This is a genomic window from Bradyrhizobium lablabi (assembly GCF_018131005.1).
GTDB lineage: Bacteria > Pseudomonadota > Alphaproteobacteria > Rhizobiales > Xanthobacteraceae > Bradyrhizobium > Bradyrhizobium lablabi_D.
Map to the genome: position 1 here is coordinate 194,335 of NZ_JAFCJK010000001.1, position 26,531 is coordinate 220,865.

A 26,531-nucleotide genomic window follows, 5' to 3' on the forward strand; every position below is an offset into this window, starting at 1 on the left:
CCGCTTGCGGCCTGATTCCGCTAATATGCTTGGCAAATTCCAGACCTTGCGACCGAACTCCATGGCGAAGCCGAAATCCTTTCTGCGCGTATTCATCGAAGCCGGCCCGCTGGTCGCGGTCGCGATCGCGCTTCTGGTCGGCATCGCCGGCCCCGCCTCGGCGCAGTTCTTCGGCTTCCCGGGTTTCGGTGGACCACCGCAGCGGCAGGCGCCGCAGCGTGGCGGTGGCGGTGGCGGCTGGTTCGGGTCCGATTTCTTCACGCCATTCCAGCATCCGCCGCCGCAGCAACAGCAGTCGCAGCAGTCGCAGCGGCCCCGCGAGGATTTTTCGCGCGCGCCGCCGCCGGCCAAGCACGACACCGTGCCGGAGCGCAACGTCCTGGTGCTGGGTGATGCCATGGCGGACTGGCTCGCCTACGGCCTCGAGGACGCTTATTCCGAACAGCCCGACATGGGTGTGATCCGCAAACACAAGACCGTCTCCGGCCTGATCAAATATCAGCCCAAGGGCGAGCCGGCCGATTGGGCCACCGCGGCCAAGGGCATCCTCGCGACCGAGAAGGCGGACGCCATCGTCGTCATGCTCGGCCTCAACGACCGCATCGCGATGCGCGAATCTGCTGTCGACAAGCCGACCGACAAGAGGGGCGACAAGGACACCAAGAAGGAGGCGCGAACCAAGCCCGACGCGAAGCCCGGCGACGCCAAGCCCGACGCGAGTGCGAAGCCGAATGACAAGCCCATCGACACCGAGTTGTCGCCCGACGATGCGGAGAATGACGCGCCGCCGGCCGCTGCGCCGGAAAGGACCGCGCGCACGCCGAGCGGTCTCTACGAATTCCGCGATGACCGCTGGGTCGAGCTCTACAGCAAGAAGATCGAGGAGATGATCAACGTGCTGAAGAGCAAGGGCGTGCCGATCCTGTGGGTCGGCCTGCCTGCGATCCGCGGCCCGAAGGGCACCACCGACATGCTGTTCCTCGACGCGCTGTACCGCGACGGCGCCGGCAAGGCCGGCATCACCTATGTCGACGTCTGGGACGGTTTCGTCGACGAGGCCGGCCGCTTCATGCAAAAGGGCCCCGACTTCGAAGGCCAGATCCGCCAGCTCCGAACCTATGACGGCGTGTTCTTCACCAAGGCCGGCGCGCGCAAACTGGCGCACTATGTCGAGCGCGAGGTCACGCGCCTGCTCGCCGCGCGCTCCGGACCGATTGCGCTGCCGAGCGAGCCAGCGGCAACCCCCGATACCAGTGCCGAACCCGGCAAGCCCGCTCCCCGTCCGTTGGCCGGACCGATCCTGCCGCTGGTCGCCTCCTCGGTCGGCACCGATCAATTGCTGGGCGGTCCCGGCTCACGGCCGGCCTCCGTCGATGCGCTCGCCGCGCGGACGCTGGTTAAGGGTGAGGCGCTGGCGCCGCCCGCCGGCCGTGCCGATGACTATGCCTGGCCGCGGCGGGAAGTCGGCCGCGAACAGCCGGGGGGCGATACTCCGGTTGCCGCGACCACTCCGGCGGCGCCGGCCACTGTCAACCCGCCGCCTTCCACCACGGCGATCGCGCCAGATGGCTCAATCATTACGGCGCCGCCGAAGCCGGCGCAGAAGAAGCTGTTCCGGCCGGCTCAGGCCCCGCCCCCGGCCCAGCCGAGTGCGCCGTCACTGCGCGATTTCTTCGGGTTTGGTGCGCCGCCTCAACGCCCGCTGGTGATCCCGCCGCAGCAGCGGCCGCTGGGGCCACGGCCCCCGGCCAATGTCGGCCGCTCCGCGTGGGCACCCCAGCTCTGGTAGGACCGATTTGGACGGTGGCCGGGTACGCTCCGCCACCTGCTCTGCGAGCTGTCAGCCGTAGTAGCGCCAGCGCGGTGGCGGGCGTCGCGGCTGACGGGTCATCAGCAACGCGAGCGCGAACCCGATGCCGCCAGCGATCAAGAGCGAACCGAGCGGATTCTCCTGCACGGCCTGGGCCATCGCCTTCTGTCCGCTGCGGATGGTCTCGCCGCGGTGCTCATAGGCGTCCTTGGCGTAGTTGACCGCGGCGTCAGTGGCGTCACGCGTGACATCCTTGGCCTGGCCGTAGAGATCCTGCATCGCGCCCGCCGCCTCGCGCACGCGGCCCGATGCCTGCGTCTTGGCGTCACCCGTCAAGTCACCGGCGGCGCCTTCGACCTTGCCGCCAAACTCCTTGGCCGAACCGTAAATGCGATCCTTGTCCATCGCGGCTGCTCCCTGATTTGTCTCGGTGCTAACCGGGAAAACCCGCGCTGGTTCCTGTTGCTGGCGCAATACCAGCGCGCGAGGATCATTCACCCCATCTCGTCGCTCTCTAGAGGATCAGGCCGCCATCGACGACGATGGTTTGGCCGACGATGTAGGAGGCAAGCGGCGAAGCCAGGAACAGCGCCGCGCCGGCCATGTCGGCGGGCGTGCCGAGGCGCTTGAGCGGAATGCGTGCAAGCGCACCTTCGAGGCGAGCGGGATTGGATGTGGTCACCTTCGTCATCTTGGTGTCGACGAGACCCGGTGCGATGCCGTTGACGCGGATGCCGTTCTCGGCCCAGGCCTCGCCGAGCGTGCGAGTCAATCCGACCGCGCCGGTCTTCGAAGCGTTGTAGGCCGGATTGCCCATGGTGGAGTGATAGGCCGCGGTCGAGCTCACGATGATCAGCGAGCCCCTCGCCGCGCTCAGCATCGCGTGGAATCTGGTGGCGCAGGCCATCAGACTCATCAGGTTGACCTCCATCACCTTGCGGAAACCTTCCATCTCGAATTCTCCGCGGCGGTAGATCACCGCGCCTTGCGCCAGCACCAGCACGTCGAGCCCGTCGAAGGCCGGCTTGAATCGTTCGACCGCCTGCGGATCGCTGACGTCGAGTTGCGCGTAGGCGAGGCCTTCGAGCTGCGAGCCTTGCTCGGCGGAATAGTCACTCGCCTGCGCGCGGGTGCCGCAGACGCTGACAAGCGCGCCCTTGGCGCGGAACGCCTGCGCGATGCCGTTGCCGATGCCGCTGGAGCCGCCGATCACCAACACCTGCTTGCCTGCGAAATCGAGCTCGTTCATCGCGCGTCTCCTCTCTCCTGGTTCTTGTTGGTTTGACCTGTCTGCGGATCGGTGCCAGCCTTGTCAATTGCTTCCACCATCCTACGGCGAGGTCCTCGATGTCCGAGTCCAGAAAGCTCAGCCGTTCAGTGAAGGACCTCACTGTTCTCATAACCGGTGCCGCCAGCGGCATGGGCCGCGCCACCGCACGCGTGTTCGCCGACGAAGGCGCGAACGTCGCCGTCACCGATCTGACGGCCGATGGCACACAGACGGTGGCAAACGAGATCACCGCCGCGGGTGGTTCCGCGAAGGCGTGGGTGCTCGACGTCGCCGACGGCAATGCGATCAAAAAGACCGTCGACGACATCGCTGCACATTTCGGCTCCCTCGACATGATCGTCAACAATGCCGGCATCTCCGTGCGCCTGGCGATCGACGACGACGGCTATGACGACGCCTGGGCCAGGGCCGTCGCCGTGATGCTGACAGCGCATCCGCGCATCATCCGCGCGGCGCTACCCTATCTGCGCAAGTCCAGGTCGCCGCGGATCGTCAACATCGCCTCCACCGAGGCGCTCGGCGCGACCGCCTTGCACAGCCCCTATTCCGCGGCCAAGGCCGGCGTCACCGGATTGACGCGCTCGCTCGCGGTGGAACTGGGGCGCGACGGCATCACCGTGAACTGCATTTGCCCCGGTCCGATCCGCACCGCGATCACCGATCGCATCCCCGAGGAGCACAAGACGATCTACGCCAAGCGCCGCACCGCACTCGGCCGCTACGGCGATCCGGAAGAGGTCGCGCACATGACGCTGAGCCTGTGCCTGCCCGCCGCCTCCTTCCTGACCGGCGCCGTCATTCCGGTGGACGGCGGGTTGATGGCGCGGAATGCCTGATCCGCGTTGTTGCCGCGAACGTTGACAGGCCGCCGACGCCGAGTAGCCTTCGCGTTAAACACAGCGGGAGAGACGCCCGCGCACGGGAGAAAGCGCTATGGCGATCGCAATCCGGCAGCTTCACAAGCATTTCGTCGGCGAGGTGTCCGGCGTCGATCTGCGCGAGCCGCTGACGAAGCAGGAGGCGATCGACATCGAAGCCGGCATGGACAAATACGCCGTGCTCATTTTCCACGGCCAGGACATCACGGATGAGCAGCAACTGGCGTTCGCGCTGAATTTCGGTGAGCGCGAGAAATCGCGCGGCGGCACCGTGACGAAGAAGGAGGATTACCGCCTCAGCTCCGGGCTGAACGATGTGTCGAACCTCGGCAAGGATGGCAAGCCGCTGCCAAAGGATCATCGCACCCACCTGTTCAATCTCGGCAACTGCCTGTGGCATTCCGACAGCTCGTTTCGGCCGATCCCGGCAAAATTCTCGCTGTTGTCGGCGCGCGTCTTGAACCCGAAAGGCGGCAACACCGAATTTGCCGACATGCGCGCGGCCTATGACGCGCTCGACGACGAGACCAAGGCCGAGATCGAGGACATGATCTGCGAGCACTCGCTGATGTATTCGCGCGGCTCGCTCGGCTTCCTCGACTACTCCGACGAGGAGAAGCAAATGTTCAAGCCGGTGCTGCAGCGTCTGGTGCGCACGCATCCGGTGCACGGCCGCAAATCACTGTATCTGTCATCGCATGCTGGCGCCGTGCGCGGCATGAGCGTGCCGGAGGGACGGGTGCTGCTGCGCGATCTCACTGAGCACGCTACCCAACCGGAATTCGTCCATGTGCACAAATGGGCGCTGCATGACCTCGTGATGTGGGACAACCGCCAGACCATGCACCGCGTGCGCCGCTACGATCAGTCGCAGCCTCGCGACATGCGCCGCGCCACGGTGGCGGGGACGGCGCCGACAGTGGCGCAGGAAGCGGCGGAGTAGCTGTCAGTCTTTGCGCGAAGCAGACGTACTGCACCCCTCCCTTGCGGGAGAGGTCGAATTTCACGCGGGGGCTGTATTCGCGATCGGGTTCCCTTCAGGACCGACGGCCCCCCAACCCGGATCGCGACTCCCGATGCGGGGCCGGCCCCTTCCACGCGGGGAGAGGCGGACAATGCAAGCGAGTGCAGGAATGACTACGCGTGCCCGGCGTCGTTCGACAGCATGCCGGGGTCGATTCCGATCTTGCGCAGAGCGCGCCCGTATTTCTCGTCGACGTTGTCGCCGAAGATCAGGTCCGGATCGGCGTCGCAATGCAGCCAGCCATTGTGCTGGATTTCGTTCTCGAGCTGACCGGGCGCCCAGCCCGCATAGCCCAGCGCCAGGATCGCGTGCTTGGGGCCGGCACCCCTGGCGATCGCCTTGAGGATGTCGACGGTCGCTGTCAGCGAGATGCCGTCGTCGATGTGGAGCGTCGCATCGTGGATGTAGAAGTCGCTGGAATGCAGCACGAAGCCGCGTCCGGTGTCGACCGGGCCACCCTTCATCACCTTCATCATCTCGGCATTCTCAGGCAGCTTGATCTGGTCCGCCGTCTCTATGATGTCGAGTTGCACCAGCAGACCGGGGAAATCGATGCTGCCGGCCGGGCGGTTGACGATGATGCCCATGGCGCCTTCGGACGAATGGGCGCACATGTAGATCACGGAGCGTTCGAAGCGCGGGTCGCTCATGACAGGCATTGCGATCAGCAGCCGGCCGTCGAGATAGCCATCGTCGGACACATGGTGACCGAGGCTGGCGCCCTTGCCGCCGACGGACTTGCGTGTTCTGCCTTCCTTGCCTTCCGCGCTCATCGCAAAGGCCCTTCCTGCTGATTTGGCATCCTGATATTGGGTGGGCGCTCTGTCAATCAAGCTTGCGCGCATCGCCGCGCCGCATCACAAGCAATTCAATGGTTTGCCACGAAAGTCGCAGGTAAAGACGTCTGATGACCGTCATAGTTCCCTTGCGGGCCGCTTTTCGCGTTGCCGCGGTCTTATTTGTCGCATGTATTGCAACGGAGAGTCGTGCCGGCGATGCTTCGCCCTGGCAGCAGGACGCGCACTCCGCGGTCAGGCTGCTTGCGGGGTCGCGCAGCGGTGCGGTGTTGCTCGGCGGCATCGCCATCCAGCTGCAGGATGGCTGGAAAACCTATTGGCGATCGCCCGGGGATTCCGGGGTACCTCCACGGTTCGATTTCTCCAGGTCGGACAATGTCGAAGCGGTGACCGTGATGTGGCCAGCGCCGAAGCAATTCGACGATGGCGCCGGCGGCACGTCGCTCGGCTACAAGCACCACGTGGTGTTCCCGCTGCGCATCGTCGCCAAGAATCCCGACAAACCGCTCACGCTCCGTGCCGAGATCAACTATGCCGTGTGCGAGAAGCTGTGCATCCCCGTGGAGGCGAAGGCCGAGCTTGCGTTCTCGAGCGTCGCAAGCACCGAGGACAGCGCGCTGCAAGAAGCGCTCAATACGGTGCCGAAGCCAGCCAATATCGGCGACAACGCCCCCCTGACCATCCATGGCATCAAGCGTGAGGGGAAGAATAGCGTGCTTGTCGACGTCACAGCACCCGAGACAAAGGAGGTCAGCCTGTTCGTCGAGGGACCGACGCCGGACTGGGCGCTGCCGGTGCCGAAGCTTGTCGAGAACGCTCCCTCCGGCGTGAAACGCTTTGCCTTTGAACTCGAGGGCCTGCCGCCCGGCGCCGATCCCAACGGCGCCGCGCTGAAGCTGACGCTAGTCGGCGGCGATAAAAGCTACGAATACAATGTTAAATTGAACTGACCTCGGATCGTTCCGGGACACGCGCGAACCGGCGGAACCAGGAACCTCGAGGTGCCCGGATCGGCCGTTGCGCTTCCCGAGGTTCAGTGCCTCGCGCCGCCCCGGACGACGACACAAGGGCAGGCTTCGCCCAACCAGATCTTAAGGTTTCGTTGATAAGCCGGGCTATTGCCGCCACCTCGCGGCGTTCGGGAAATTGCCCGCCTTGGCCGCGATGGATACCCAAGCCGCAACCACTCCGCCGTCGGGCTCGATCGCACGCTTGCGCGGCCTCGTCGCGCGTGTGCTTGGCGGCACCAACGAGGCGTCGGTTACAAAGCGGCTCGCAGGAACCATCTTCATCATCCGCGTCGTCAGCGCGGCGCTCGCCTATTTCTGCCAGATCGTGCTCGCGCGCTGGATGGGCGGCTCGGATTACGGCGTCTATGTCTATGTCTGGACCTGGGTGCTGCTGCTCGGCAGCATGATGGATTTCGGTATCGCGGCATCGGCGCAGAAGATCATCCCGGAATACCGCACCAGCGGCGACCAGGCGTTGCTGCGCGGCTTCCTCTCCGGCAGCCGCTGGATCACGCTCGCGGCGTCCACCGTGGTCGCGCTGCTGCTCGCGGGCCTCGTCCGCCTGCTGTCGCCATGGATCGACGCGAACACGATCGTACCGCTCTACATCGGCTGCCTGACGCTGCCGCCCTTCGTGGTTGCCAACACGCAGGACGGCATCGCGCGCTCGCACGACTGGATGCAACTCGGCCTGATGCCGCAATTCATCGTGCGGCAGGGCCTGATCATCGGGCTGACCGCCGGTGCGCTGGCGCTCGGTCTTCATCTCGGCGCAACGATTGCGATGGCCGCGAGCGCAGCGGCAGTGTGGATCGCCGCGATCGGGCAGTCGATCGTACTGAACCGCCGCCTCGCCGCGCATGTCGAACCGGGTGAAAAGGCCTATGACGTCAGAGGCTGGCTTGCGATCGCGCTGCCGATCCTGCTGGTGGAAAGCTTCTATCTGCTGCTCTCCTACACCGACGTGTTGATGCTGCAGCAGTTTCGCTCGTCGGAAGAGGTCGGCATCTACTTTGCCGTGGTGAAGACGCTGGCGCTCGTCTCCTTCATTCACTACGCGATGTCGGCAACGACGGCGCACCGCTTCGCCGAATACAATGCGCTCGGCGACAAGGACCGGCTGTCGGCCTATGTCGCGCACGCCATCGGCTGGACGTTCTGGCCATCGTTGTTCGCCACCGCCGTCCTGCTGGCGTTCGGCAAGCCGCTGCTCTGGCTGTTCGGCCCGCATTTCGTAGTCGGCTACGACATCATGTTCGTTGCCGCGATCGGTCTCGTGGTGCGCTCGGCGATCGGTCCGGTCGAGCGGCTCTTGAACATGCTCGGCCACCAGGGCATCTGCGCGACGGCCTATGCAGTGTCCTTTTTCATGAATGTGGGGCTGTGCATCGAGCTGGTGCCGCGCTACGGCGGCATGGGCGCCGCCGCAGCGACCTCGCTGTCGCTGACGTTCGAGACGATCCTCCTGTTTTGGATCGTGCGCGAACGGCTGGGGCTGCACGTGCTGGCGTTCTGGAAGCGCTGATACGGCCGCAAGGTCGTGCAAATCCTGTTCATGTCGTCATGACGAAAGCCGGCCCCGATCCAATCGGGGCCGGCTCTCCGCCGGTTGTCTGACAGGCGCTGCGCCGATCGTGCTACTCGGCGGTCCAGCCGCCGTCGATCGAGTAGTTGGAGCCGGTGATCTGCGCTGCGTCGTCGCTGCACAGGAACAGCGCAAGCGCACCGACCTGGTCGGAGGTCACGAATTCCTTGGTCGGCTGCGCGGCCAGCAGCACGTCCTTGATGACCTGCTCCCTGGTCATGTTGCGCGCCTTCATGGTCTCGGGGATCTGATGCTCGACCAGCGGTGTCCAGACATAGCCGGGGCTGATGCAATTGCAGGTGATCTTGAATTGCGCGAGCTCCAGCGCCACCGTCTTGGTCAGACCCGCGATGCCGTGCTTGGCCGAGACGTAGGCCGACTTGAACGGCGAGGCCACCAGGGAGTGCGCGGAGGCGGTATTGATGATGCGGCCCCAGCCGCGCTTCTTCATGCCCGGTACCGCGGCGCGAATGCCGTGAAACGCAGACGACAGGTTGATCGCGATGATCGCGTCCCACTTCTCGATCGGAAACTCCTCGATCGGCGCGACGAACTGTATCCCGGCATTGTTGACGAGGATGTCGACCGAGCCGAAGGTCTTGTCGCCGAGCGCGATCATTTCGGCGATTTCCGCCGGCTTGGTCATATCGGCCGGCGAATGGATCGCCTTGACCTTGTAATCGGTCTCGATGCCGGAACGCTCCTTCTCGATGTCCGCCGGTGCGCCCATGCCATTCAAGACGACATTGGCGCCGGCGCCCGCGAAGGCGCGCGCGATCGCCAATCCGATGCCGCTGGTCGAGCCGGTCACAACTGCCGTTTTACCTGTCAATGTACCCATCGATCTTCGCTCCTATTTGCTTCCGCGGGACTTCGCTTCGTCCCCGGTGAGGTCGTAAGTCACCATTGCTTCCCCGGACTGTGGCCGTTCCAGCCATTCCTTGTGACGCATGGACAAATGGACGTCACGAACGCCGGCACCCCAGTGCTCGACCATGGCGACGTGGGAAAAGTCGTAATCCTTGGAATTGGTCTCGTAATTCTTGCTCTTGTAGATCAGGTGCACCACCGTGACGGTGTTTTCCTTCGAGGCCTCGCGCAGCAATTCGACGGTGGGATCGTTCTTCAGGTTGTCGGGCAGCTTGCCGATCAGTTCGCGCACCGCCATGCGGGCATTGTGGATCTTCTTGTTCTTGTCGGTGTTCAACCGCGTACGGCTGGAATATCGAATGTCCTTTTCGCGCTCGGCGGCTTCCAGCAGCGTCTGCGGCAGCTCGCCACGCGCGCTGAACAGGTCGACCTGGAAGATCAGGAGATCACGCTTGGTCTCCTCGTCCAGCACGAAGTCGAGCGGCGTATTGGAGGAAATGCCGCCGTCCCAGTAATGTTCGCCCTCGATGATCACGGACGGAAAGCCGGGCGGCAGCGCGCCGGAGGCCATGATGTGCTCGGGGCCGATGGCCTTGCCACGCTTCCTGAATTCGTAATTGTCGAAATAGCAGAAATTGCCCGAGGTCACGTTGACTGCGCCGACCGACAGCCGTGTCTTCAGGTCGTTGATGCGATCGAAATCGACGAGACTCTCGAGCGTCTTCTTCAGCGGCGCGGTGTCGTAATAGCTCTGCGATTGCGAACTGCCGGGCGGCCATAGCGGCGCCGGTGGAATCCGCGGCACGAAGAAGCCGGGCACGCCGAAGGTCGCGATGATGGCGGCGCTGGTCTCGTTGAAGACCGAGCGGGCGCGTTCGCCGGAGACAAGAGGATTCCAGGAGACGGGCGAGGACACCATCTCCCAGAATTCCTTCAGGCGAGGCACGCGCATCTCGGGCTCGTTGCCGGCGATGATCGCGGCGTTGATGGCGCCGATCGAGATGCCGGCGATCCATTCCGGCTCGAAGCCAGCGTGGCAGAGCGCCTGGAAGGCCCCGGCCTGATACGAGCCCAGCGCACCGCCGCCCTGCAGGACCAGCACACGCTGCGCTTGCGCGGGCACCGAGGCCGGTGCGGAATCCGAAATATCCATTCGTCACCGCTCGGTCAGAATTGAAAGGGACAGCGTGGCGGCTGTTGGCGGCGGCGTCAATCAGCGAGATCGGTCACCTGATCACGCCAAGTTTATCAAAATTCAGGTGGCGGCAAGAATGAGCGTCCAGAACACCTTGTACTTGGTGTTTGGAGCATACACCGCCGCGATGCCCAATTTTGTGACGCCGCCTTTGAGCATGTTGGCCCGATGCGGCGGCGAATCCCGCCAGCCGGAAAACGCTTCCGCCAGCGTGTGATAGCCGGCCGAGATGTTCTCTACCGCGACGGTTACGGGATAACCGCCGGCCTCCAGCCGCTTGCCGAGCGGGGCCTTGACGTCATGATCCATTTTGTTGCGGGCGGCCATCGACTGCGACTGCTGCTCGGCGAGTTTCACCAGATCGGGATCGACGACCACGGTCCCAAGACCATTGTTCAGCCGGTATTGGGAGAACATGACGGCTGCCGCCTGAGTGTCCAGAACAGCGCCAGGCTGAGCCATGTCCATGTACATGGCCGGCTGATCCGGGATTTTGGTGTCCGCAGCGCAGCCGCCAAGCACCAGAAGCCCGAAAAGGGCGACCGTCGTCCGTTTCACTGAGAAAACCCCCAAGGTTGGCCTGCCGTTGTTGCATACCAACCGTGGCTGAATGGTGAACAGGGGGAGAATTTGCGCCGTCCCGTTCCCCTCCCCCGGGTGACGACCGCGATCGTCAGTCCTGGGCTGCGAAGATCCGGTAGCGGCGGGGCTGCAGCGAAACGATCTCGCCCGCCTCGAGTTCGCGGTCGCGGGGGGCATCGATCTCAATCACGGTCCTGCCGCCGCCACCCGAGAGCGCGACCTCGGCGCGCTGGATCGGACCGAACGAGCGGACATGGCGGACCGCGCCCTCGAGCGACCCGGTTCCTGCCGGTCCGATCGCCATGTCATGGCGGCGGATGAACAGCTTGGCCGCGCCAGACGCCGCCCCATGGGCGGCGATATTCAGCGGCCGGCCATCGAGCCGCACCGCGTCACCGCTCACATCGACCGGCAGCACTATGGATTCGCCGATGAATCCGTGCACGAAGGCGGTCGCCGGATTGTCGTAGACCTCGCCGGGTGTGCCAACCTGCTCGATCCGGCCCCTGTCCATGACCACGACGCGGTTGGCGACTTCGAGCGCCTCCTCCTGGTCATGCGTGACGAAGATCGAGGTGACGTGGATCTCGTTGTGCAGCGAACGCAGCCATTGCCGCAGTTCCTTGCGAACCTTGGCATCGAGTGCCCCGAAGGGTTCGTCGAGCAGCAGGATGCGCGGCTCGATCGCAAGCGCGCGCGCAAGCGCGATGCGCTGGCGCTGGCCGCCGGACAACTGGCTCGGATAGCGGTTGGCAAGCCAATCGAGCTGCACGAGATCGAGCAGCTCCTTGACGCGTGCGCGGATCGTCGCCTCGTCCTTGCGGATCGCGCGCGGCTGCACACGCAGCCCGAAGGCGACGTTCTCGAACACCGTCATGTGCCGGAACAGCGCGTAATGCTGGAATACGAAGCCGACCTGCCGTTCGCTCGCGCCACGAACCAGCGCGTTCTCGCCATCGATCGAGACCTCGCCGGCGTCGGGCCAGTCAAGGCCGGCGATGATCCGGAGCAGCGTGGTCTTGCCCGAGCCGGAGGGGCCGAGCAGCGCCAGCAGCTCGCCGTCGGCGACCTTGAGATCGACACTGTCCAGCGCGGCGAAGCTGCCGAACTTCTTGACGATATTCCTGACTTCAATCGCCATCTGGCACCCGTCCTTCATCCAGACGCCGTTCAAGAATGGTCTTCACCACCAGCGTGATCAGCGCCAGCATCGCAAGCAGCGATGCGATCGCGAACGACGATACGAACTGATATTCGTTATAGAGAATCTCGACCAGCAGCGGCATCGTGTTGGTCTCGCCGCGGATGTGGCCCGAGACCACCGACACCGCACCGAACTCGCCCATGGCGCGCGCATTGCAAAGCAGGACGCCATAGAGCAGCCCCCACTTGATGTTGGGCAACGTGACGCGGAAGAAGGTCTGCAGGCCCGACGCACCGAGCGAGATCGCCGCCTCTTCCTCCAGCGTGCCCTGCTCCTGCATCAGCGGAATCAGCGCGCGCGCCACGAAGGGGAAGGTGACGAAGATGGTCGCCAGCGCAATGCCCGGCACCGCGAACAGGATGTGCACATTGTGCGCCTGCAGCCAGGGTCCGAAAAAGCCCTGCGCGCCGAACAAGAGCACGAAGACGAGGCCGGAGATCACCGGGCTCACCGAGAACGGCAGATCGATCAGGGTGATCAGGAAAGTCTTCCCGGCGAAATCGAATTTCGAAATCGCCCAGGCTGCGATGACGCCGAACACCAGGTTGAGCGTAACCGAGATCGCCGCCACCAGCAGCGTCAGCCTGATCGCCGCCAGCGCTTCGGGCTCCGCGAGTGCCCCGAGATAGGCGGAGATGCCCTTGGAAAAAGCCTGCGCGAACACGACGACCAGCGGCAACACGACGAAGATGCTGAGGAAGGTCACCGCCAGTGCGATGATGATGAAGCGAATCGGCCCCGGCTCGGTGCGCAGGTCCCGCGGCGCCGCGATCGGCAGCGGACGCGCGCTTTGCCGGCGCGGCGACGGCGCGGCGACGCTGACATCAGCCGCGGGCGCGTAGCCCCGCATCCGCGTGGTGGAGGTGACATATCCCGGTTGCATCGACATCTCGGGTCCGCCCTCAATGCGCGGGGATACGGGTTTGCGCCCAGCGCTGCAGGCGATTGATCAGGAAGATGATGAGGAACGAAGCCACCAGCATCACGACCGCGATCGCGGTGGCGTCGGCATAGCGGAACTCGGAGAGCCGGATCACGATCAACAGCGGTGCGATTTCGGAGACGTTCGGCAAGTTGCCGGCGATGAAGATCACAGAACCGTATTCACCGATGGCGCGCGCAAAGGCGAGCGCGAAGCCGGTAAGCAGCGCCGGGATCAGGCTCGGCAGGATCACGCGGAACACGGTATGCCAGCGGTTGGCGCCGAGACTCGCCGCGGCCTCCTCGATTTCGGGATCGAGGTCGATCAGGACCGGTTGCACCGTGCGCACGACAAAGGGAATACCGATGAAGATCATGGCGATGAAGATACCGATCGGCGTGAAGGCGACCTTGATGCCGAGTTCGGCGAGCGGCGCACCGAGCCAGCCCTTCTGCGCGAACAATTGCGTCAGCGCGACACCGGCCACCGCAGTCGGCAGCGCGAAGGGAATATCGACGATCGCATCGAACAGTCGGCGGCCCGGAAAGCGGTAGCGCACCAGCGCCCAGACGATGATGGTGCCCATCACCAGATTGACGCAGGCGGCGGCAAACGACAGTCCGAACGAGATCCTCAATGCATTGAGGGTACGGCGGCTGCTGATGATGCCCCAGAACTGGTCAAGGCTGAGTTCGAAGGTCTTGAGGAAGAGGCCCGCCAGCGGAATCAGGATGATGACGGAGAGCCAAGTCAGGGTCAGTCCCATGGTGAGACCGAACCCGGGCAAGGTGCTGCGCCGTGCAACCGCTGTGCTCACAAATCCCCCTGCTCGCCTTGGGCCGCCATCAGATCAGTTCTTGTAGATCTGATCGAAGATGCCGCCTTCGGCGAAGTGATCCTTCTGCGCTTTGGTCCAACCACCAAAAACGTCCTCGATGGTGAAAAGTTCGACCTTGGCGAAAGATTTTTCGTATTCCTTGGCGATCTCTGGATCGTGCGGGCGGTAGGAATTGCGCGCCGCGATCTCCTGGCCTTCCTTGCTGTACCAATACTTCAGATAGGCCTCGGCGACCGCCCGCGTGCCCTTTTTGTCGGCAACCCTGTCGACGACGGCGACGGGAGGCTCGGCCAGGATCGACAGCGGCGGCGACACGATCTCGAACTTGTCCTTGCCGAACTCGCGTTGCGCCAGAAAGGCCTCGTTCTCCCACGCAAGCAGCACGTCGCCGACGCCGCGCTCGACGAAGGTCACCGTCGATCCCCGCGCGCCGGTATCAAGCACCGGCACGTTCTGGTACAGATCGGCGACGAATTTCCTAGCCTTGTCGGCTGAACCATATTTCTTCTGCGCATAGCCCCAGGCGGCAAGATAGTTCCAGCGCGCACCGCCCGACGTCTTCGGGTTCGGCGTGATCACGCTGACGCCGGGTTTGATCAAATCGTCCCAATCCTTGATCCCCTTCGGATTGCCCTTGCGCACCAGGAACACGATGGTCGAGGTATAAGGCGCGGCATTCAGCGGCAACCGCTGCTGCCAGTCGGCAGCAACGAGGCCCTTGGCGGCGATCGCATCGATGTCGTAGGCGAGCGCCAGCGTGACGATATCGGCCTGCAACCCGTCGATCACGGCACGCGCCTGCGAGCCCGAGCCGCCGTGCGACTGCTTGATCTCGACGCTCTTGCCGGTTTGCTTCTGATAGGCCGCCGCGAATGCCTTGTTGAAGTCGGCATAGAGCTCGCGCGTCGGATCGTAGGAGACGTTCAGCAGCGAATAGTCGGCGCCGAAAGCCGAACTCGCCCACACCAGTCCCGCAATGAGCGGGAGGATACGACGGACCATCTCATTCTCCGTTCAGCCTGATCGGAATCGTCAGGGAGCACGCCAGGTGTGAGCATGATCTTGTTCGGAAGATCGGCATCCATCTTTCCGGATCATGCTCTCGACATAACTCACGATGAAGTGGTCTTGAGTCAACGAAACCGCATTTCATTGTTTGCGGCAGCGCAGCGGCCTTGTGCTACGAGGTCTTGGCAGTGTGGATGCCGCATTCTGTCTTGGTCCGGCCGCGCCACCGGCCGGCACGTGCATCTTCGCCGGCCGCGCTCCTGCTGCTGCAAGGCATACACCCGACCGACAGATAGCCCGATGCGACAAGTGGATGCGGCGGCAGCTTGCCGACCTTGAAGATCGCCTCGACCTCCTCGCGTGAGACGTTGGCGAACGGATTGAACTTCAACCGTGCACCGTCGTCCTCGACGACGGGAATCTCGGCACGCGCGCCACCCTGGAAACGCTTTCGGCCGTTGATCCAGGCGTCAAACGGCTTCAGAGCACGCGCCAGCGGTTCGACTTTCCGGATGCGGCAGCAGGCATCAGGATCGGAGAACCACAATTCGCGGTCCGGATCCTCGCGCGACAGCGTCTGCTGCAGCGGCTTGATCGAACGCACATCGGAAAGACCGAGCGCCTTGATCAGCGTGTCACGATAGGCGAGCGTCTCCTCGAACAACCAGCCGGTGTCGAGAAAGATCACCGGGATCGAGGGATCGACATCCGCCATCACCTTGAGCAGCGCGGCCGATTCCGTGCCGAACGACGACACCAGCGCGAGCCGCTCGCGTCCGACCGCCTCGAGCGCGGTCGCGATGACCTGGGCGGGCGACGCCGCGCGCAACACGTCGTTGAGCGCGTCCGCTGCCGGCAACGGATTAGTCCGCGACGACGACAGTTCTGGTGCGAGCAGGCTCACTGACCGGCGCTCTCCGAATGACGCTGCAGCATCCGCCGATTGAGGGCCGTGACGCGGCCATCGCCGGTCGGCTGGTAGAACACCGTGTAGCGCTTCATGGTAGCCGCAAAGGCATCGGCGTCAGCCTCCTTCCTCACCTCGAAGGCGTCGAAGCCGGCGCGCGACATGAACACGAACTGGTCGCGCAGCACCTGGCCGGTGGCGCGCAGCTCGCCGTCATAGCCGTGCCGTTCGCGCAGCAGCCGCGCCTGGCTGTAGGCGCGGCCATCACGGAAGGTCGGGAACACCAGCGCGACCGCGGCGAGGCGGTCGAGATAGGGCACGAGATCGTCGAGGTCGCGGTTGTTCGGCCAGATCACGCCGACCTTGCCGGCGCGTCGCAAAAGCGCCTCGGGATCTGCAAGGAAGCGCTCGGCCGTCACCATGATCGCGCCGTCTCCGGGCAGTTCGGCGCCATCGGCGACACCGACGAACAGGTCGGTGGTGATTCTTCCGTTCTTAACGAGTGGCATAGACGCGCTCCCTGAAAGGCTCGACGCCAAGACGCTTCACCGTATCGACGAACAATTCCTCGGGACGGTCGCGCAGCGCGAGATAGGCTTCGACAATGTCTTCGATCACGTCGGCGACTTCCGCATAGGGAACGGCCGGGCCGATCAGCGTGCCCATCTGCGCGTTCTCGTCGGCACGGCCGCCGATCGTGATCTGGTAGAATTCCTCGCCGTTCTTTTCGACACCGAGAATGCCAATATGGCCGACATGGTGATGGCCACAGGCATTGATGCACCCGGAAATGTTGATATGCAGCCGGCCGATCAGACCGGCGGTGTCGTGATTGGCGAAGCGCCGCGTCAGCTCCTGCGCGATCGGGATCGAGCGTGCGTTCGCCAGCGAGCAATAGTCGAGCCCGGGGCAGGCGATGATGTCGGTGACGAGGTTGACGTTCGGCGTGGCGAGGCCGACGCGGTCGAGCGCCTTGAACAGCGCCGGCAGGTCGCGCTTGGCGACGTGCGGCAGCGCCAGGTTCTGCTCATGTCCGACGCGGATCTCCCCAAACGAATACCTGTCGGCGAGATCGGCGATCGCGTCCATCTGTTCGGCGGTGGCATCGCCGGGCGGACCGCCGACCGGCTTCAGCGACAGCGTCACGATCGAATAGCCCTGCACCTTGTGGGGAAACACCGAATTCTTGCGCCAGCGCTCGAACACCGGATCGTGCGCGGCCTGCTTCAGTTCGTCCGGCATGTGCGGCAGCTTTTCGTAAGCCGGATAGGAGAAGCGCGAGCGGACCTCCTCGATGGCAGCGTGATCGAGCGTCAGCCCGACGTCGCCCATCTGCTTCCATTCCTCCTCGACCTCGCGCGCGAACTTCTCGATGCCGAGTTCATGCACCAGTATCTTGATGCGCGCCTTGTAGATGTTGTCGCGGCGGCCATACTGGTTGTAGACGCGCAGGATTGCCTCGACATAGCTCAGGATGTCGCGGCCGTGGACGAACGGCTTGATCGTCTTGGCGATAAAGGGTGTGCGGCCGAGACCGCCCCCGACCAGCACCTCGAAGCCGGTCTCGCCGTCGGCATTCTTGTGCAGCCGCAGGCCGATGTCGTGGATCTTGATCGCGGCGCGATCGTGTTCGGAGGCCGTAATCGCGATCTTGAATTTGCGCGGCAGGAACGAGAATTCCGGATGCAGCGTCGTGTGCTGACGCAACAGCTCCGACCAGATGCGGGGATCCTCGATCTCGCCGGGCGCCACGCCGGCCCACTGGTCCGAGGTGACGTTGCGCATATTGTTGCCGGAGGTCTGCATCGCGTGGATGCCGACCTCGGCGAGATCGGCCAGCGCGTCCGGCAGTTCGGCGAGCTTGATCCAGTTGAACTGGATGTTCTGCCGCGTGGTGAAATGGCCATAGCCGCGGTCGTAGCGGCGCGCGACATGGGCGAGCGCCCGCAATTGCTTCGACGATAGCGTGCCGTAGGGGATCGCGACGCGGAACATATAGGCGTGCAGTTGCAGATAGACGCCGTTCTGCAGGCGCAGAATCTTGAATTCGTCCTCGGTGAGTTCGCCGGAGAGGCGGCGTTTCACCTGATCGCGGAATTCCGAAACGCGCTCGCTGATGAGCGTCCGGTCGAGTTCGTCATATGCATACATGATGGATAAACCTTACGCCGGCACCCGGAGATCGATGGTGACGCCCTTTGCGCGGATATGTTCGCGGAGGTTGCCGGGCTTGATGCTGCCGCCGTCCTTGATTTCGACCGGCGCGATATAGGCGCCGACCGCGCCGACGTCGTCGGCAGCGCTTTCGGCAAGCAATGCGCGCGCATCGTCGGACGTGCTTACGATCGCAGCATCGACCAATTCGGTCGACCAGCCCCGCTGGCCGGTCCGGTACACCACGGCGCCATCCCAGGTACGGTTGGCGGTGACCACCGACGGACCCGTGATTCTGATTTTCTTTTGTTCGAGGGGAGAGGTCATTGCGCAGCTTCCAGCAGTTCGGGGATGACTTGGTTGGAGGTAAGGTAGTTGGATTGGCGCCACGGCGCGGCATGCGCCACCACGTCGCCGATGATGAGGACGGCGGGACCGCCGTCGATCCTGTCGACCAGGTCCGGAAGCCGCTCAAGCGTGCCGACCGCGGCCTGGGCATCCGGCCGCGTCGCGCGTGCGAACACGCCGACCGGCGTTTCGGGCGAGCGGCCGGCGGCCAACAGGCCGGCCCGGATCGCGGGAGCCGCGGTCATGCCCATATACACGACGACCGTCATCTTCTTGTCGGTCAGCGCCGACCAGTCGACGGTCTCGGCATCCCGTGCCTTGTGCGCGGTCAGGAAGGTAATGCGCAACGCCTCGTGGCGGTAGGTCAGCGGCGCTTCGAACTGCGCCGCGGCCCCGAGGCCCGCGGTGATGCCCGGAATGACCGAATAGGCGACGCCGGCAGCGCGCAGCGTCTCGATCTCCTCACCGCCGCGGCCAAAGATGAAGGGGTCGCCGCCCTTCAGCCGCACCGCGCGCTGGCCCGATTGAGCTGCTTCGATCATCAGTCTGTTGATGGCATCCTGGCCAATGCCGGGCCTGCCGACGCGACGGCCGACCGGAATGCGCGCGGCATCGCGCCTGGCCCGGTCCAGAATCTCCGGCGTCACCAGCTCGTCGTAGAACACCACGTCGGCATCCTGCAGCGCACGCAACGCCTTCACCGTCAGCAGGTCAGGATCGCCAGGGCCCGCGCCGACCAAGGTCACGTGTCCTTGCGCCTTTCCTTCCGCACTCGCGCCGGCAAAGGCAGCGGGATCGGCGATGCCGGCGAGCGCCTTCTCGGCTTCGCTCCGGCGGCCGGCGAGCACCAGCGCGCCGATCGGACCGTCGATAACGCGCTCCCAGAAGCGGCGGCGCAGCGTGAATTCTGCAATGCGCGCGTGGACCGATTTGCGGAACTGGCCGACGAAGCCCGCGAGATCGCCAATGCGCGCCGGCAGCATGGCCTCGATCCGCTCGCGGACACGGCGGGCCACGACCGGCGACGCACCACCGGTTCCGACCGCGACCACGACGTCGCCGCGGTCGACGATCGCGGGAAAGATGAAGGTCGAATGCGCGAGATCGTCCATCACGTTGACGGGCAGGCCAACCGCCTTGGCGCGCGCCGACATTGCGACACCGACATCGCCCGCGCCTGCACACAGCACCGCGATGACACCAGAAAGATCAGCTGCAAGCGGATCGCCCACGGCGCGTTCGATCCGGGCTGTCTCGTGCGCGGCAAGGCCGGCAACGTCATGATCACCGTCGGTCGCATACCAGCGGACCTGCGCGCCTGCGGCCACGAGCAGCCGCAGCTTGGTCCGCGCGAGCTCGCCGGCCCCGACGAGCAGCACGCTGCCGCTTTGCACATCCAGGAACACTGGTAGATACCGCATCTGACACTCGCTTCCCCAACTTGAGGGTTGACTGAAATTATTTTCCATCTATCTGTCGATCAAGGCCAGAAAAGAGAAAATTATTTCTTTTCTATTGCGGCGCAACTTTAGAAGTTTCGCCTCCACAGACCGAGGTTCGGTAGATGCTTCTTCTCGACAATCAAACCGCTGAGACTGGGCTACGGGCCCGCGCCCACGTCAAAGCAGCTTCCGTGCCGAAAATCTCGGCCGTTCAGACCATCCCATCTCAGACCATCCCCTCAATGGATCACCTCGACGAACTCGAGGCGCAGAGCATCTACATCCTGCGCGAGGCATTCGCACGCCTGAAGAAGCTCGCGCTGCTGTGGTCGCTCGGCAAGGATTCCAACGTGATGATCTGGCTGGCGCGCAAGGCGTTCTTCGGCCGCGTCCCGTTTCCTGCGCTGCATGTCGATACAGGCAAGAAATTTCCGGAGATGTATGCGTTCCGCGACCGGTTCGGAAAGGAGTGGGACCTCGATCTGCGCGTCGAGCCCTGCCCGCCGATCGATAGCGTCGATCCGACCCTGCCGCCGGCGGCGCGCTCAGCCGCGCGGAAGACTGAGGGCCTGAAGCTCGCGCTGGTCAAGCACGGCTTTGACGGATTGATCGCCGGCATCCGCCGCGATGAGGAAGCCACCCGCGCGAAAGAGCGCGTGTTCTCGCCTCGCGGCCTCGAGGGCGAATGGGATGTGCGCGACCAGCCGCCGGAATTCTGGGATCACTTCAACGCCTCGCCGCCACAAGGCGCGCATCTGCGGATCCACCCGATCCTGCACTGGACCGAGGCCGACATCTGGGCGTACACCAAACGCGAGAACATCCCGATCATCCCGCTGTATCTCGCCAAGGACGGCAAGCGCTATCGCTCGCTGGGCGACGCCGACATCACCTTTCCGGTCGCCTCGACCGCCTCGAACATCGACGAGATCCTGACCGAGCTCGACCGTACCAAGGTCCCGGAGCGCGCCGGCCGCGCGCTCGATCACGAGACCGAGGACGCGTTCGAGCGGCTGCGCGTCGCCGGCTATCTCTGATCCTTCCTTCTCCGACCCGTTTGGCGTGAGCGCTCCGATGAACATGATCCTTCCTACTGCTTCCATCTCGGCAACGCCAAACGGCACGACCCGGCCGCAAGTCCGTATCGTCATCGTCGGTCATGTCGATCACGGCAAATCCACGCTCGTTGGCCGCCTGCTTCATGAGACCGGCAGTCTGCCGGACGGCAAGCTGGAAATGCTGAAGGCAGTCAGCGCGCGGCGCGGCATGCCGTTCGAGTGGTCGTTCCTGCTCGACGCGCTGCAGACCGAACGCGACCAAGGCATCACCATCGACACCACGCAAATCCGCTTCCGCACCCGCTCGCGCGATGTCGTGCTGATCGACGCGCCCGGCCATGCCGAGTTCCTGCGCAACATGATCACGGGTGCGTCGCAGGCCGACGGCGCAGTGCTGATCATCGATGCGCTCGAAGGCGTGCGCGACCAGACGCGGCGACACGGTTATCTGCTGCATCTGCTCGGCGTGAAGCAGGTCGCAGTCGTCGTCAACAAGATGGACCGCGTCGATTTCAGCGCGACCAGATTCAAGGAGATCAGCGACGAGATCTCGGCGCATCTGATCGGCCTCGGCGTGACGCCGTCGGCCGTGGTTCCGATCTCGGCGCGCGATGGCGACGGCGTCGCCGAACGCACGCCCCGGATTGGCTGGTACACCGGCCCAACCGTGGTCGACGCGCTCGACGCGCTGGAGCCGGCTCGGCCGCTCGCGTCGCTGCCGCTGCGGCTGCCGGTGCAGGCGATCTACAAGTTCGACGACCGCCGCATCGTCGCAGGCCGTATCGAGTCCGGCAGCCTCAAGACTGGCGACGAGATCGTGATCATGCCTGCCGGCAAGATCGCCAGGATCAAGACCGTCGAGAGCTGGCCGGTGACACCGCTCGGCGGACCGCAGACGGCGGGACGTTCGGTCGGCATCACGCTCGACCGCGAATTGTTCATCGAACGCGGCGACGTGATCAGTCACGTCGGGCAAAGCCCGCGCGACACCCGCCGCATCCGCGCGCGGATCTTCTGGCTGCACGACAAGCCGCTGGCGACGGGCGAGCAGATTCTGGTCCGGCTGGGCGCCAGGGAAAGCCGCGCCACCGTGGTCGCGATCGAGAAGGCGATCGATCCCGGCGCGCTCTCGAACGACGAGAACAAGGCGATCGCGCGCAACCATGTCGGCGAGATCGATATCTCGCTGGCGCAGCCGATCGCGACTGATCCCTACACCGACAATCCGCGCACCGGGCGGCTGGTGATCGAGGTCGGCGGACGGATTGCCGGCGGAGGTCTCGTGCTGTCGGTTGATGCCGGCCAGCGGGCAATTCCAGTCGACATCGTGCCGGTCGAATCCGCGCTGCGGCCCGACGAACGCTCCGCGCGTTATCACCATAACGGCGCGGTGATCTGGCTCACGGGCTTGCCCGGCTCCGGCAAGTCGACACTGGCGCGCGCGCTCGAGCGGCGGCTGTTCGGCAATGGCGGTTCGCCGATCCTGCTCGACGGCGACACGCTGCGCGCCGGCCTCAACGGCGACCTGGGCTTCTCACCGCAGGACCGCAGCGAGAACATACGTCGTCTGGCCGAAGTCGCGACCCATCTCGCCCGCAACGGCCATATCGCGATCGTCGCCGCAGTGTCGCCATCGGCCGTCGACCGCGCCGCGGCGCGCCGCATCGCCGACAGCGCATTCCGCGAGATTTATGTCGCAACGCCCGCCGAGGTTTGCGAGAGCCGCGACCCCAAGGGCCATTACGCCAAGGCCCGCGCCGGCGCGCTCCAGGGCTTCACGGGCATCGGCAACGACTATCAGCCGCCGACTGCAAGCGAACTGACCATCGATGCCTCAACCCTCTCGGTGGCTGATGCAGCCGACGAGATCGAGCGGATGCTGGCCCGGACCGGTATCCTGTTCAATGAAGTGGTCGATCTCGCCGCCAATATCTAACGAGACCTTGATCACGAGGTTTCCCGATACCCGCCTCCCGAAGCGGACAAAACAGCAAGAGCACGCAACCGGCCCCTTGGGGCCCCTTCTCAGAACCGTGGCTTTGGGGCTAAAAGGGCCGTCAACGCGGCCCTTCGTCGCCGTTTGCTGATTTTCTCCTGAAAACAGCCCAAAACGCCCCCGTTTCTCTTGAGAAAGCCCATCATGACTCGTGTCGATGCCCACGGATTGAAGATCGCCCCTGTCCTGTTCGATTTCATTGCCAAGGAGGCGACCCCCAAGACCGGTATTACTCCCGACGCATTCTGGGCCGGGCTCGCCGCCATCATCAAGAAGCTTGGGCCGAAGAACCGCGAACTGCTCGCATTCCGCGACACGCTGCAGGCCAAGATCGACGAATGGCATCGCGCCAACAAGGGCAAGGCGTTCGACATCGGTGCCTACACCGCCTTCCTGAAGGAGATCGGCTATCTGCTTCCCGAGCCCGCGACCCAGAAGGTCGAGACCGCGAATGTTGACGAAGAGATCGGCAAGATCTGCGGCCCGCAGCTCGTGGTGCCCCTCACCAACGCCCGTTACGCGCTGAACGCCGCCAACGCGCGGTGGGGCTCGCTTTACGATGCCTTTTACGGCACCGATGCGATTCCGCATGATCCGAGCGAGAGCGGCAAGGGTTACAACAAGGCGCGCGGCGACAACGTGATCGCAAAGGCAAAGGCGTTCCTCGATTCCGCCGTGCCGCTTGCGACCGGAAGCCATACTGACGTGACGTCCTACAGCGTGATCGCCGGCGAGCTTTCGGCGAAGCTCAAGAGCGGCAATGCCTCCGCGCTGAAGAACGCCGCGCAGTTCGCCGGCTACCAGGGCGACGCGGCGCAGCCGTCCGCAATCCTGCTCGTCAACAACGGCATGCATGTCGAGATCAAGATCGATCGCAGCCACCCGATCGGCAAGGACGACCCGGCCGGCGTCGCCGACATGATGATGGAGGCGGCCGTCTCCACCATTCTCGACATGGAAGACAGCGTCGCCGCCGTCGATGCCGAGGACAAGGTGCTGGTCTATCGCAACACGCTCGGCCTGATGGACGGAACGCTGTCGGCGGACTTCGACAAGGGCGGCAAGACCATGACCCGCTCGCTCAATCCCGACCGCGTCTACAAGACGCCGGACGGCAAGCAACTGAAGCTGCACGGCCGCAGCCTGCTGCTGATGCGCAATGTCGGCCATCACATGTTCACCGATGCGGTGCTCGACGCCAAGGGCGAGGAGATTCCGGAGGGCATCCTCGATGCTGCGGTCTCGGGCCTGCTCGCGATTCACGACCTCAAGGGCAACTCCAAGGTCAAGAACAGCCGCACCGGCTCGGCCTACATCGTCAAGCCGAAGATGCACGGCCCGGACGAGGTGGCGCTGACCTGCGAATTGTTTGGCGAGGTCGAGAAGCTGCTCGCCCTGCCGGAAAACACGCTCAAGGTCGGCATCATGGACGAGGAGCGGCGGACCACGGTCAACCTCAAGGCCTGCATTCAGCGTGCCTCCAAGCGCATCATGTTCATCAACACCGGCTTCCTCGACCGCACCGGCGACGAGATCCACACCTCGATGGAAGCGGGTCCGATGATCCGCAAGAACGACATGAAGGCGCAGCCCTGGATCAAGGCCTATGAAGACTGGAATGTCGACATCGGACTGATCGACGGCCTGCCCGGCCACGCCCAGATCGGCAAGGGCATGTGGGCCGCGCCCGACAAGATGGCGGACATGCTGGCGCAGAAGATCGGCCATCCGCAGGCCGGCGCGACCACGGCCTGGGTGCCGTCACCGACCGCGGCCACGCTGCACGCCCTGCACTATCATCAGGTCAACGTGATCGCCCGCCAGCAGGAGCTTGCCAAGGGCGGGCCGCGCGCCAAGCTGTCCGACATTCTCACCATCCCGGTGTCGAAATCGAACTGGGCGCCTGATGACGTGAAGCAGGAGATCGACAACAACTGCCAGGGCATCCTCGGCTATGTCGTGCGCTGGATCGACCAGGGTGTCGGCTGCTCCAAGGTGCCCGACATCCACGACGTCGGCCTGATGGAGGACCGCGCAACGCTCCGCATTTCCAGCCAGCACCTTGCGAACTGGCTGCACCAGGGCGTGATCACCAAGGACCAGGCGATGGAATCGCTGAAGCGCATGGCGGTCGTGGTCGACAAGCAGAACGCCGGCGATCCCCTCTACAAGGCGATGGCACCGTCCTTCGACGGCACGGCCTTCAAGGCCGCCTGCGACCTCGTATTCAAGGGCCGCGAGCAGCCGAACGGCTACACCGAGCACATCCTGACCGCGCGCCGCCGCGAGGCGAAAGCCGCGGGCTGATCGTTCGCGATCACTCGCCGCATGTTCGGCGTGGAACGTCCGCGCCGACGGTCCGTTGAGGCGTCATCTCAGAACAACAGGAGATGACGATGGATTGGAACCGGGTTGAAGGCAACTGGAAGCAGTTCAAGGGCGCGGCGAAGGAGAAATGGGGCAAGCTCACCGACGACGACCTCGACGTGATCCAGGGTCGTCGCGAACAGTTGGAAGGCAAGCTGCAGCAGCGTTACGGCTTCGCAAAGGACCAGGTGCACAAGGATATCGATGATTGGTTCAGCACGCTGAAGTAGACGGCACGATCAAAAAGCCCCGGCGCGACGCCGGGGCTTTTTGTCGGCCGTAATCGCGAACCCAAAGCGCGACGTGATCGTGACTATCAATCATCGCATGCTCCGGACCTAAAACACCGCGAGATATCTCAGCAGCGATACGATGCCGATGATGATCACGACGACACGGGCGATCTGCTTGGCGCGGCCGTCGAGCGGCAGCATGTTGATCAGATAAAGGACGAGAATAACGACAAGGAATGTGATGAGTACGCCGACGAGCATGCAGGGCCCCCTCAAGACATCGTTGAAAGCGGTGTAAGCCCTTTCCTAACGTGCAACGGGGTGGCGGGTTCCCGCCTGCGGAACCGATCGATCAGCGGCCGGTCACGCTACTGCCGCGCAATCACGGCTGGAGGCTCGTATTTGGCGCGGATGCGGTCGGGCGCCGGCGTGAAGTTCAACGCGGCGCCGCGCCGGTCGGGACCACGGGCGACCGACATCAAGCCGTGCTTGCTCGCGACAATGTCGCCCTTGCGCAGCGTCGGGTCGTCCTCGACCTTGACGGAGGCAAGCCCGACCGGGTCCTTGCCGTTACAGGTACAGCCAGCGACGATTTCGTCGCGGTAGCGGAACGCGTTCGGCAGTTCGGAATAGGATTCTCCATTCTCGGTCGCGGCATTGTCGATGCCGCTGCCATACACCACCTTGGTCTCGCTCGCCGGGCAGAAGCTGTTGCAGGACTGAGCCTTGCTCTGGTTGCCGGTCGCAGAGATCGGGAAAAACCGGCCGTCGCAGGTGCGGACGCAATAGGCCTGGCTACCGCCGCCGCCATAGCGCGGGCGCTCGACCTGCCGCACCATCCGCCCGCCGCCGTCGTCAAACGGCACCTGGATCACCGGTGGACGGCCCTGCATCAGATTGCCGAACAGCGCCGAGAAAAAATCCTGGGCCTGTGCGGCAGGCGAGATCGAGACGCCAAGCAACGCTGTCGTCCCGATCGCCCACCGCTTCATGCTACGCGCTCCCATCATCA

General features: G+C 64.3%; 26 protein-coding genes. 9 read left to right on the plus strand and 17 right to left on the minus strand.

Annotated elements, in window-relative coordinates; translation table 11 throughout:
* The first annotated feature begins 61 nt into the window (after positions 1–61).
* On the plus strand, positions 62–1,789 hold the full coding sequence (locus tag JQ553_RS00915; protein ID WP_212498006.1) for an SGNH family hydrolase: 1,728 nt from the start codon (positions 62–64) through the stop codon (positions 1,787–1,789).
* Positions 1,790–1,840: 51 nt separating this feature from the next.
* On the opposite strand, the gene JQ553_RS00920 is transcribed toward JQ553_RS00915, so the two are convergent.
* Together JQ553_RS00920 and JQ553_RS00925 are read right to left on the minus strand one after the other, a co-directional pair.
* The gene (locus tag JQ553_RS00920) at positions 1,841–2,215 is read right to left on the minus strand and encodes a CsbD family protein (protein WP_212498007.1); all 375 of its coding nucleotides are present in this window, start codon (positions 2,213–2,215) and stop codon (positions 1,841–1,843) included.
* 109 nt (positions 2,216–2,324) lie between these two features.
* The gene (locus tag JQ553_RS00925; RefSeq protein ID WP_212498008.1) at positions 2,325–3,059 is read right to left on the minus strand and encodes an SDR family NAD(P)-dependent oxidoreductase; all 735 of its coding nucleotides are present in this window, start codon (positions 3,057–3,059) and stop codon (positions 2,325–2,327) included.
* A 98-nt stretch (positions 3,060–3,157) separates the two neighbouring features.
* Here JQ553_RS00925 and JQ553_RS00930 point away from each other — a divergent pair, with 98 nt between their 5' ends.
* On the plus strand, positions 3,158–3,937 hold the full coding sequence (locus JQ553_RS00930; protein ID WP_212498009.1) for an SDR family NAD(P)-dependent oxidoreductase: 780 nt from the start codon (positions 3,158–3,160) through the stop codon (positions 3,935–3,937).
* A gap of 97 nt (positions 3,938–4,034) precedes the next feature.
* Positions 4,035–4,922, plus strand: coding sequence for a TauD/TfdA family dioxygenase (locus JQ553_RS00935; protein ID WP_212498010.1), 888 nt, complete (start codon positions 4,035–4,037; stop codon positions 4,920–4,922).
* Between the two features lie 194 nt (positions 4,923–5,116).
* On the opposite strand, the gene JQ553_RS00940 is transcribed toward JQ553_RS00935, so the two are convergent.
* Positions 5,117–5,776: a YqgE/AlgH family protein gene (locus JQ553_RS00940; RefSeq protein WP_212498011.1), complete on the minus strand. Its 660-nt coding sequence runs from the start codon at positions 5,774–5,776 to the stop codon at positions 5,117–5,119.
* 134 nt (positions 5,777–5,910) lie between these two features.
* Between JQ553_RS00940 and JQ553_RS00945 the strand changes: the two genes are divergently transcribed.
* Both JQ553_RS00945 and JQ553_RS00950 read left to right on the plus strand, forming a co-directional pair.
* Positions 5,911–6,750: a protein-disulfide reductase DsbD domain-containing protein gene (locus tag JQ553_RS00945; protein WP_212498012.1), complete on the plus strand. Its 840-nt coding sequence runs from the start codon at positions 5,911–5,913 to the stop codon at positions 6,748–6,750.
* Between the two features lie 214 nt (positions 6,751–6,964).
* A complete protein-coding gene (locus JQ553_RS00950; protein ID WP_212498756.1) occupies positions 6,965–8,335 on the plus strand; it encodes a lipopolysaccharide biosynthesis protein in 1,371 nt (456 codons plus the stop codon).
* A gap of 112 nt (positions 8,336–8,447) precedes the next feature.
* On the opposite strand, the gene JQ553_RS00955 is transcribed toward JQ553_RS00950, so the two are convergent.
* From JQ553_RS00955 to cysG, 12 genes are all read right to left on the minus strand, one after another.
* Positions 8,448–9,236, minus strand: coding sequence for a 3-hydroxybutyrate dehydrogenase (locus JQ553_RS00955; RefSeq protein ID WP_212498013.1), 789 nt, complete (start codon positions 9,234–9,236; stop codon positions 8,448–8,450).
* Positions 9,237–9,248: 12 nt separating this feature from the next.
* On the minus strand, positions 9,249–10,418 hold the full coding sequence (locus JQ553_RS00960) for a patatin-like phospholipase family protein (protein ID WP_212498014.1): 1,170 nt from the start codon (positions 10,416–10,418) through the stop codon (positions 9,249–9,251).
* 102 nt (positions 10,419–10,520) lie between these two features.
* Complete coding sequence (locus JQ553_RS00965; protein WP_212498015.1) at positions 10,521–11,018, minus strand: CAP domain-containing protein; 498 nt, start codon at positions 11,016–11,018, stop codon at positions 10,521–10,523.
* Positions 11,019–11,133: 115 nt separating this feature from the next.
* Positions 11,134–12,183 carry a sulfate/molybdate ABC transporter ATP-binding protein gene (locus tag JQ553_RS00970; protein WP_212498016.1) on the minus strand — a complete coding sequence of 350 codons (1,050 nt, stop codon included), beginning with the start codon at positions 12,181–12,183 and terminating at the stop codon, positions 11,134–11,136.
* On the minus strand, positions 12,173–13,096 hold the full coding sequence (gene cysW / locus JQ553_RS00975) for a sulfate ABC transporter permease subunit CysW (RefSeq protein ID WP_249143933.1): 924 nt from the start codon (positions 13,094–13,096) through the stop codon (positions 12,173–12,175). Before cysW ends, JQ553_RS00970 begins: the two co-directional genes overlap by 11 nt.
* A 52-nt stretch (positions 13,097–13,148) precedes the next feature.
* Positions 13,149–13,955, minus strand: coding sequence for a sulfate ABC transporter permease subunit CysT (gene cysT / locus JQ553_RS00980; protein WP_212498757.1), 807 nt, complete (start codon positions 13,953–13,955; stop codon positions 13,149–13,151).
* Positions 13,956–14,018: 63 nt separating this feature from the next.
* Positions 14,019–15,008 (minus strand): sulfate ABC transporter substrate-binding protein, encoded by a 990-nt coding sequence (locus JQ553_RS00985; RefSeq protein WP_212498018.1) that lies wholly within the window; start codon positions 15,006–15,008, stop codon positions 14,019–14,021.
* Between the two features lie 178 nt (positions 15,009–15,186).
* Positions 15,187–15,918, minus strand: coding sequence for a phosphoadenylyl-sulfate reductase (locus tag JQ553_RS00990; RefSeq protein WP_212498019.1), 732 nt, complete (start codon positions 15,916–15,918; stop codon positions 15,187–15,189).
* Positions 15,915–16,430: a DUF934 domain-containing protein gene (locus JQ553_RS00995; protein ID WP_212498020.1), complete on the minus strand. Its 516-nt coding sequence runs from the start codon at positions 16,428–16,430 to the stop codon at positions 15,915–15,917. Before JQ553_RS00995 ends, JQ553_RS00990 begins: the two co-directional genes overlap by 4 nt.
* Entirely contained in the window at positions 16,417–18,072 is a 1,656-nt protein-coding gene (locus JQ553_RS01000; RefSeq protein ID WP_212498021.1) for a nitrite/sulfite reductase, read from the minus strand. The genes JQ553_RS00995 and JQ553_RS01000 overlap by 14 nt, the downstream gene beginning before the upstream one ends.
* Positions 18,073–18,084: 12 nt before the next feature.
* Positions 18,085–18,402 carry a DUF2849 domain-containing protein gene (locus JQ553_RS01005; protein ID WP_212498022.1) on the minus strand — a complete coding sequence of 106 codons (318 nt, stop codon included), beginning with the start codon at positions 18,400–18,402 and terminating at the stop codon, positions 18,085–18,087.
* Positions 18,399–19,844: a siroheme synthase CysG gene (gene cysG, locus JQ553_RS01010; protein ID WP_212498023.1), complete on the minus strand. Its 1,446-nt coding sequence runs from the start codon at positions 19,842–19,844 to the stop codon at positions 18,399–18,401. Before cysG ends, JQ553_RS01005 begins: the two co-directional genes overlap by 4 nt.
* A 263-nt stretch (positions 19,845–20,107) precedes the next feature.
* Here cysG and cysD point away from each other — a divergent pair, with 263 nt between their 5' ends.
* The 4 genes from cysD to JQ553_RS01030 all read left to right on the plus strand — a co-directional run bounded on the left by cysD (position 20,108) and on the right by JQ553_RS01030 (position 25,516).
* Positions 20,108–20,902: a sulfate adenylyltransferase subunit CysD gene (cysD, locus tag JQ553_RS01015; protein WP_212498024.1), complete on the plus strand. Its 795-nt coding sequence runs from the start codon at positions 20,108–20,110 to the stop codon at positions 20,900–20,902.
* 37 nt (positions 20,903–20,939) lie between these two features.
* Positions 20,940–22,859 (plus strand): adenylyl-sulfate kinase, encoded by a 1,920-nt coding sequence (gene cysC, locus JQ553_RS01020; protein ID WP_212498025.1) that lies wholly within the window; start codon positions 20,940–20,942, stop codon positions 22,857–22,859.
* A gap of 204 nt (positions 22,860–23,063) precedes the next feature.
* Positions 23,064–25,226, plus strand: a complete 2,163-nt coding sequence (locus JQ553_RS01025; RefSeq protein ID WP_212498026.1) for a malate synthase G — start codon at positions 23,064–23,066, stop codon at positions 25,224–25,226.
* Between the two features lie 89 nt (positions 25,227–25,315).
* Positions 25,316–25,516 carry a CsbD family protein gene (locus JQ553_RS01030; RefSeq protein WP_212498027.1) on the plus strand — a complete coding sequence of 67 codons (201 nt, stop codon included), beginning with the start codon at positions 25,316–25,318 and terminating at the stop codon, positions 25,514–25,516.
* A gap of 108 nt (positions 25,517–25,624) precedes the next feature.
* Here the strand turns inward: JQ553_RS01030 and JQ553_RS01035 are convergent, their stop codons facing one another.
* Together JQ553_RS01035 and JQ553_RS01040 are read right to left on the minus strand one after the other, a co-directional pair.
* Positions 25,625–25,780 (minus strand): Thivi_2564 family membrane protein, encoded by a 156-nt coding sequence (locus JQ553_RS01035; protein ID WP_212498028.1) that lies wholly within the window; start codon positions 25,778–25,780, stop codon positions 25,625–25,627.
* Positions 25,781–25,887: 107 nt separating this feature from the next.
* A complete protein-coding gene (locus JQ553_RS01040; RefSeq protein WP_212498029.1) occupies positions 25,888–26,526 on the minus strand; it encodes a DUF2865 domain-containing protein in 639 nt (212 codons plus the stop codon).
* Positions 26,527–26,531: the final 5 nt, after the last annotated feature.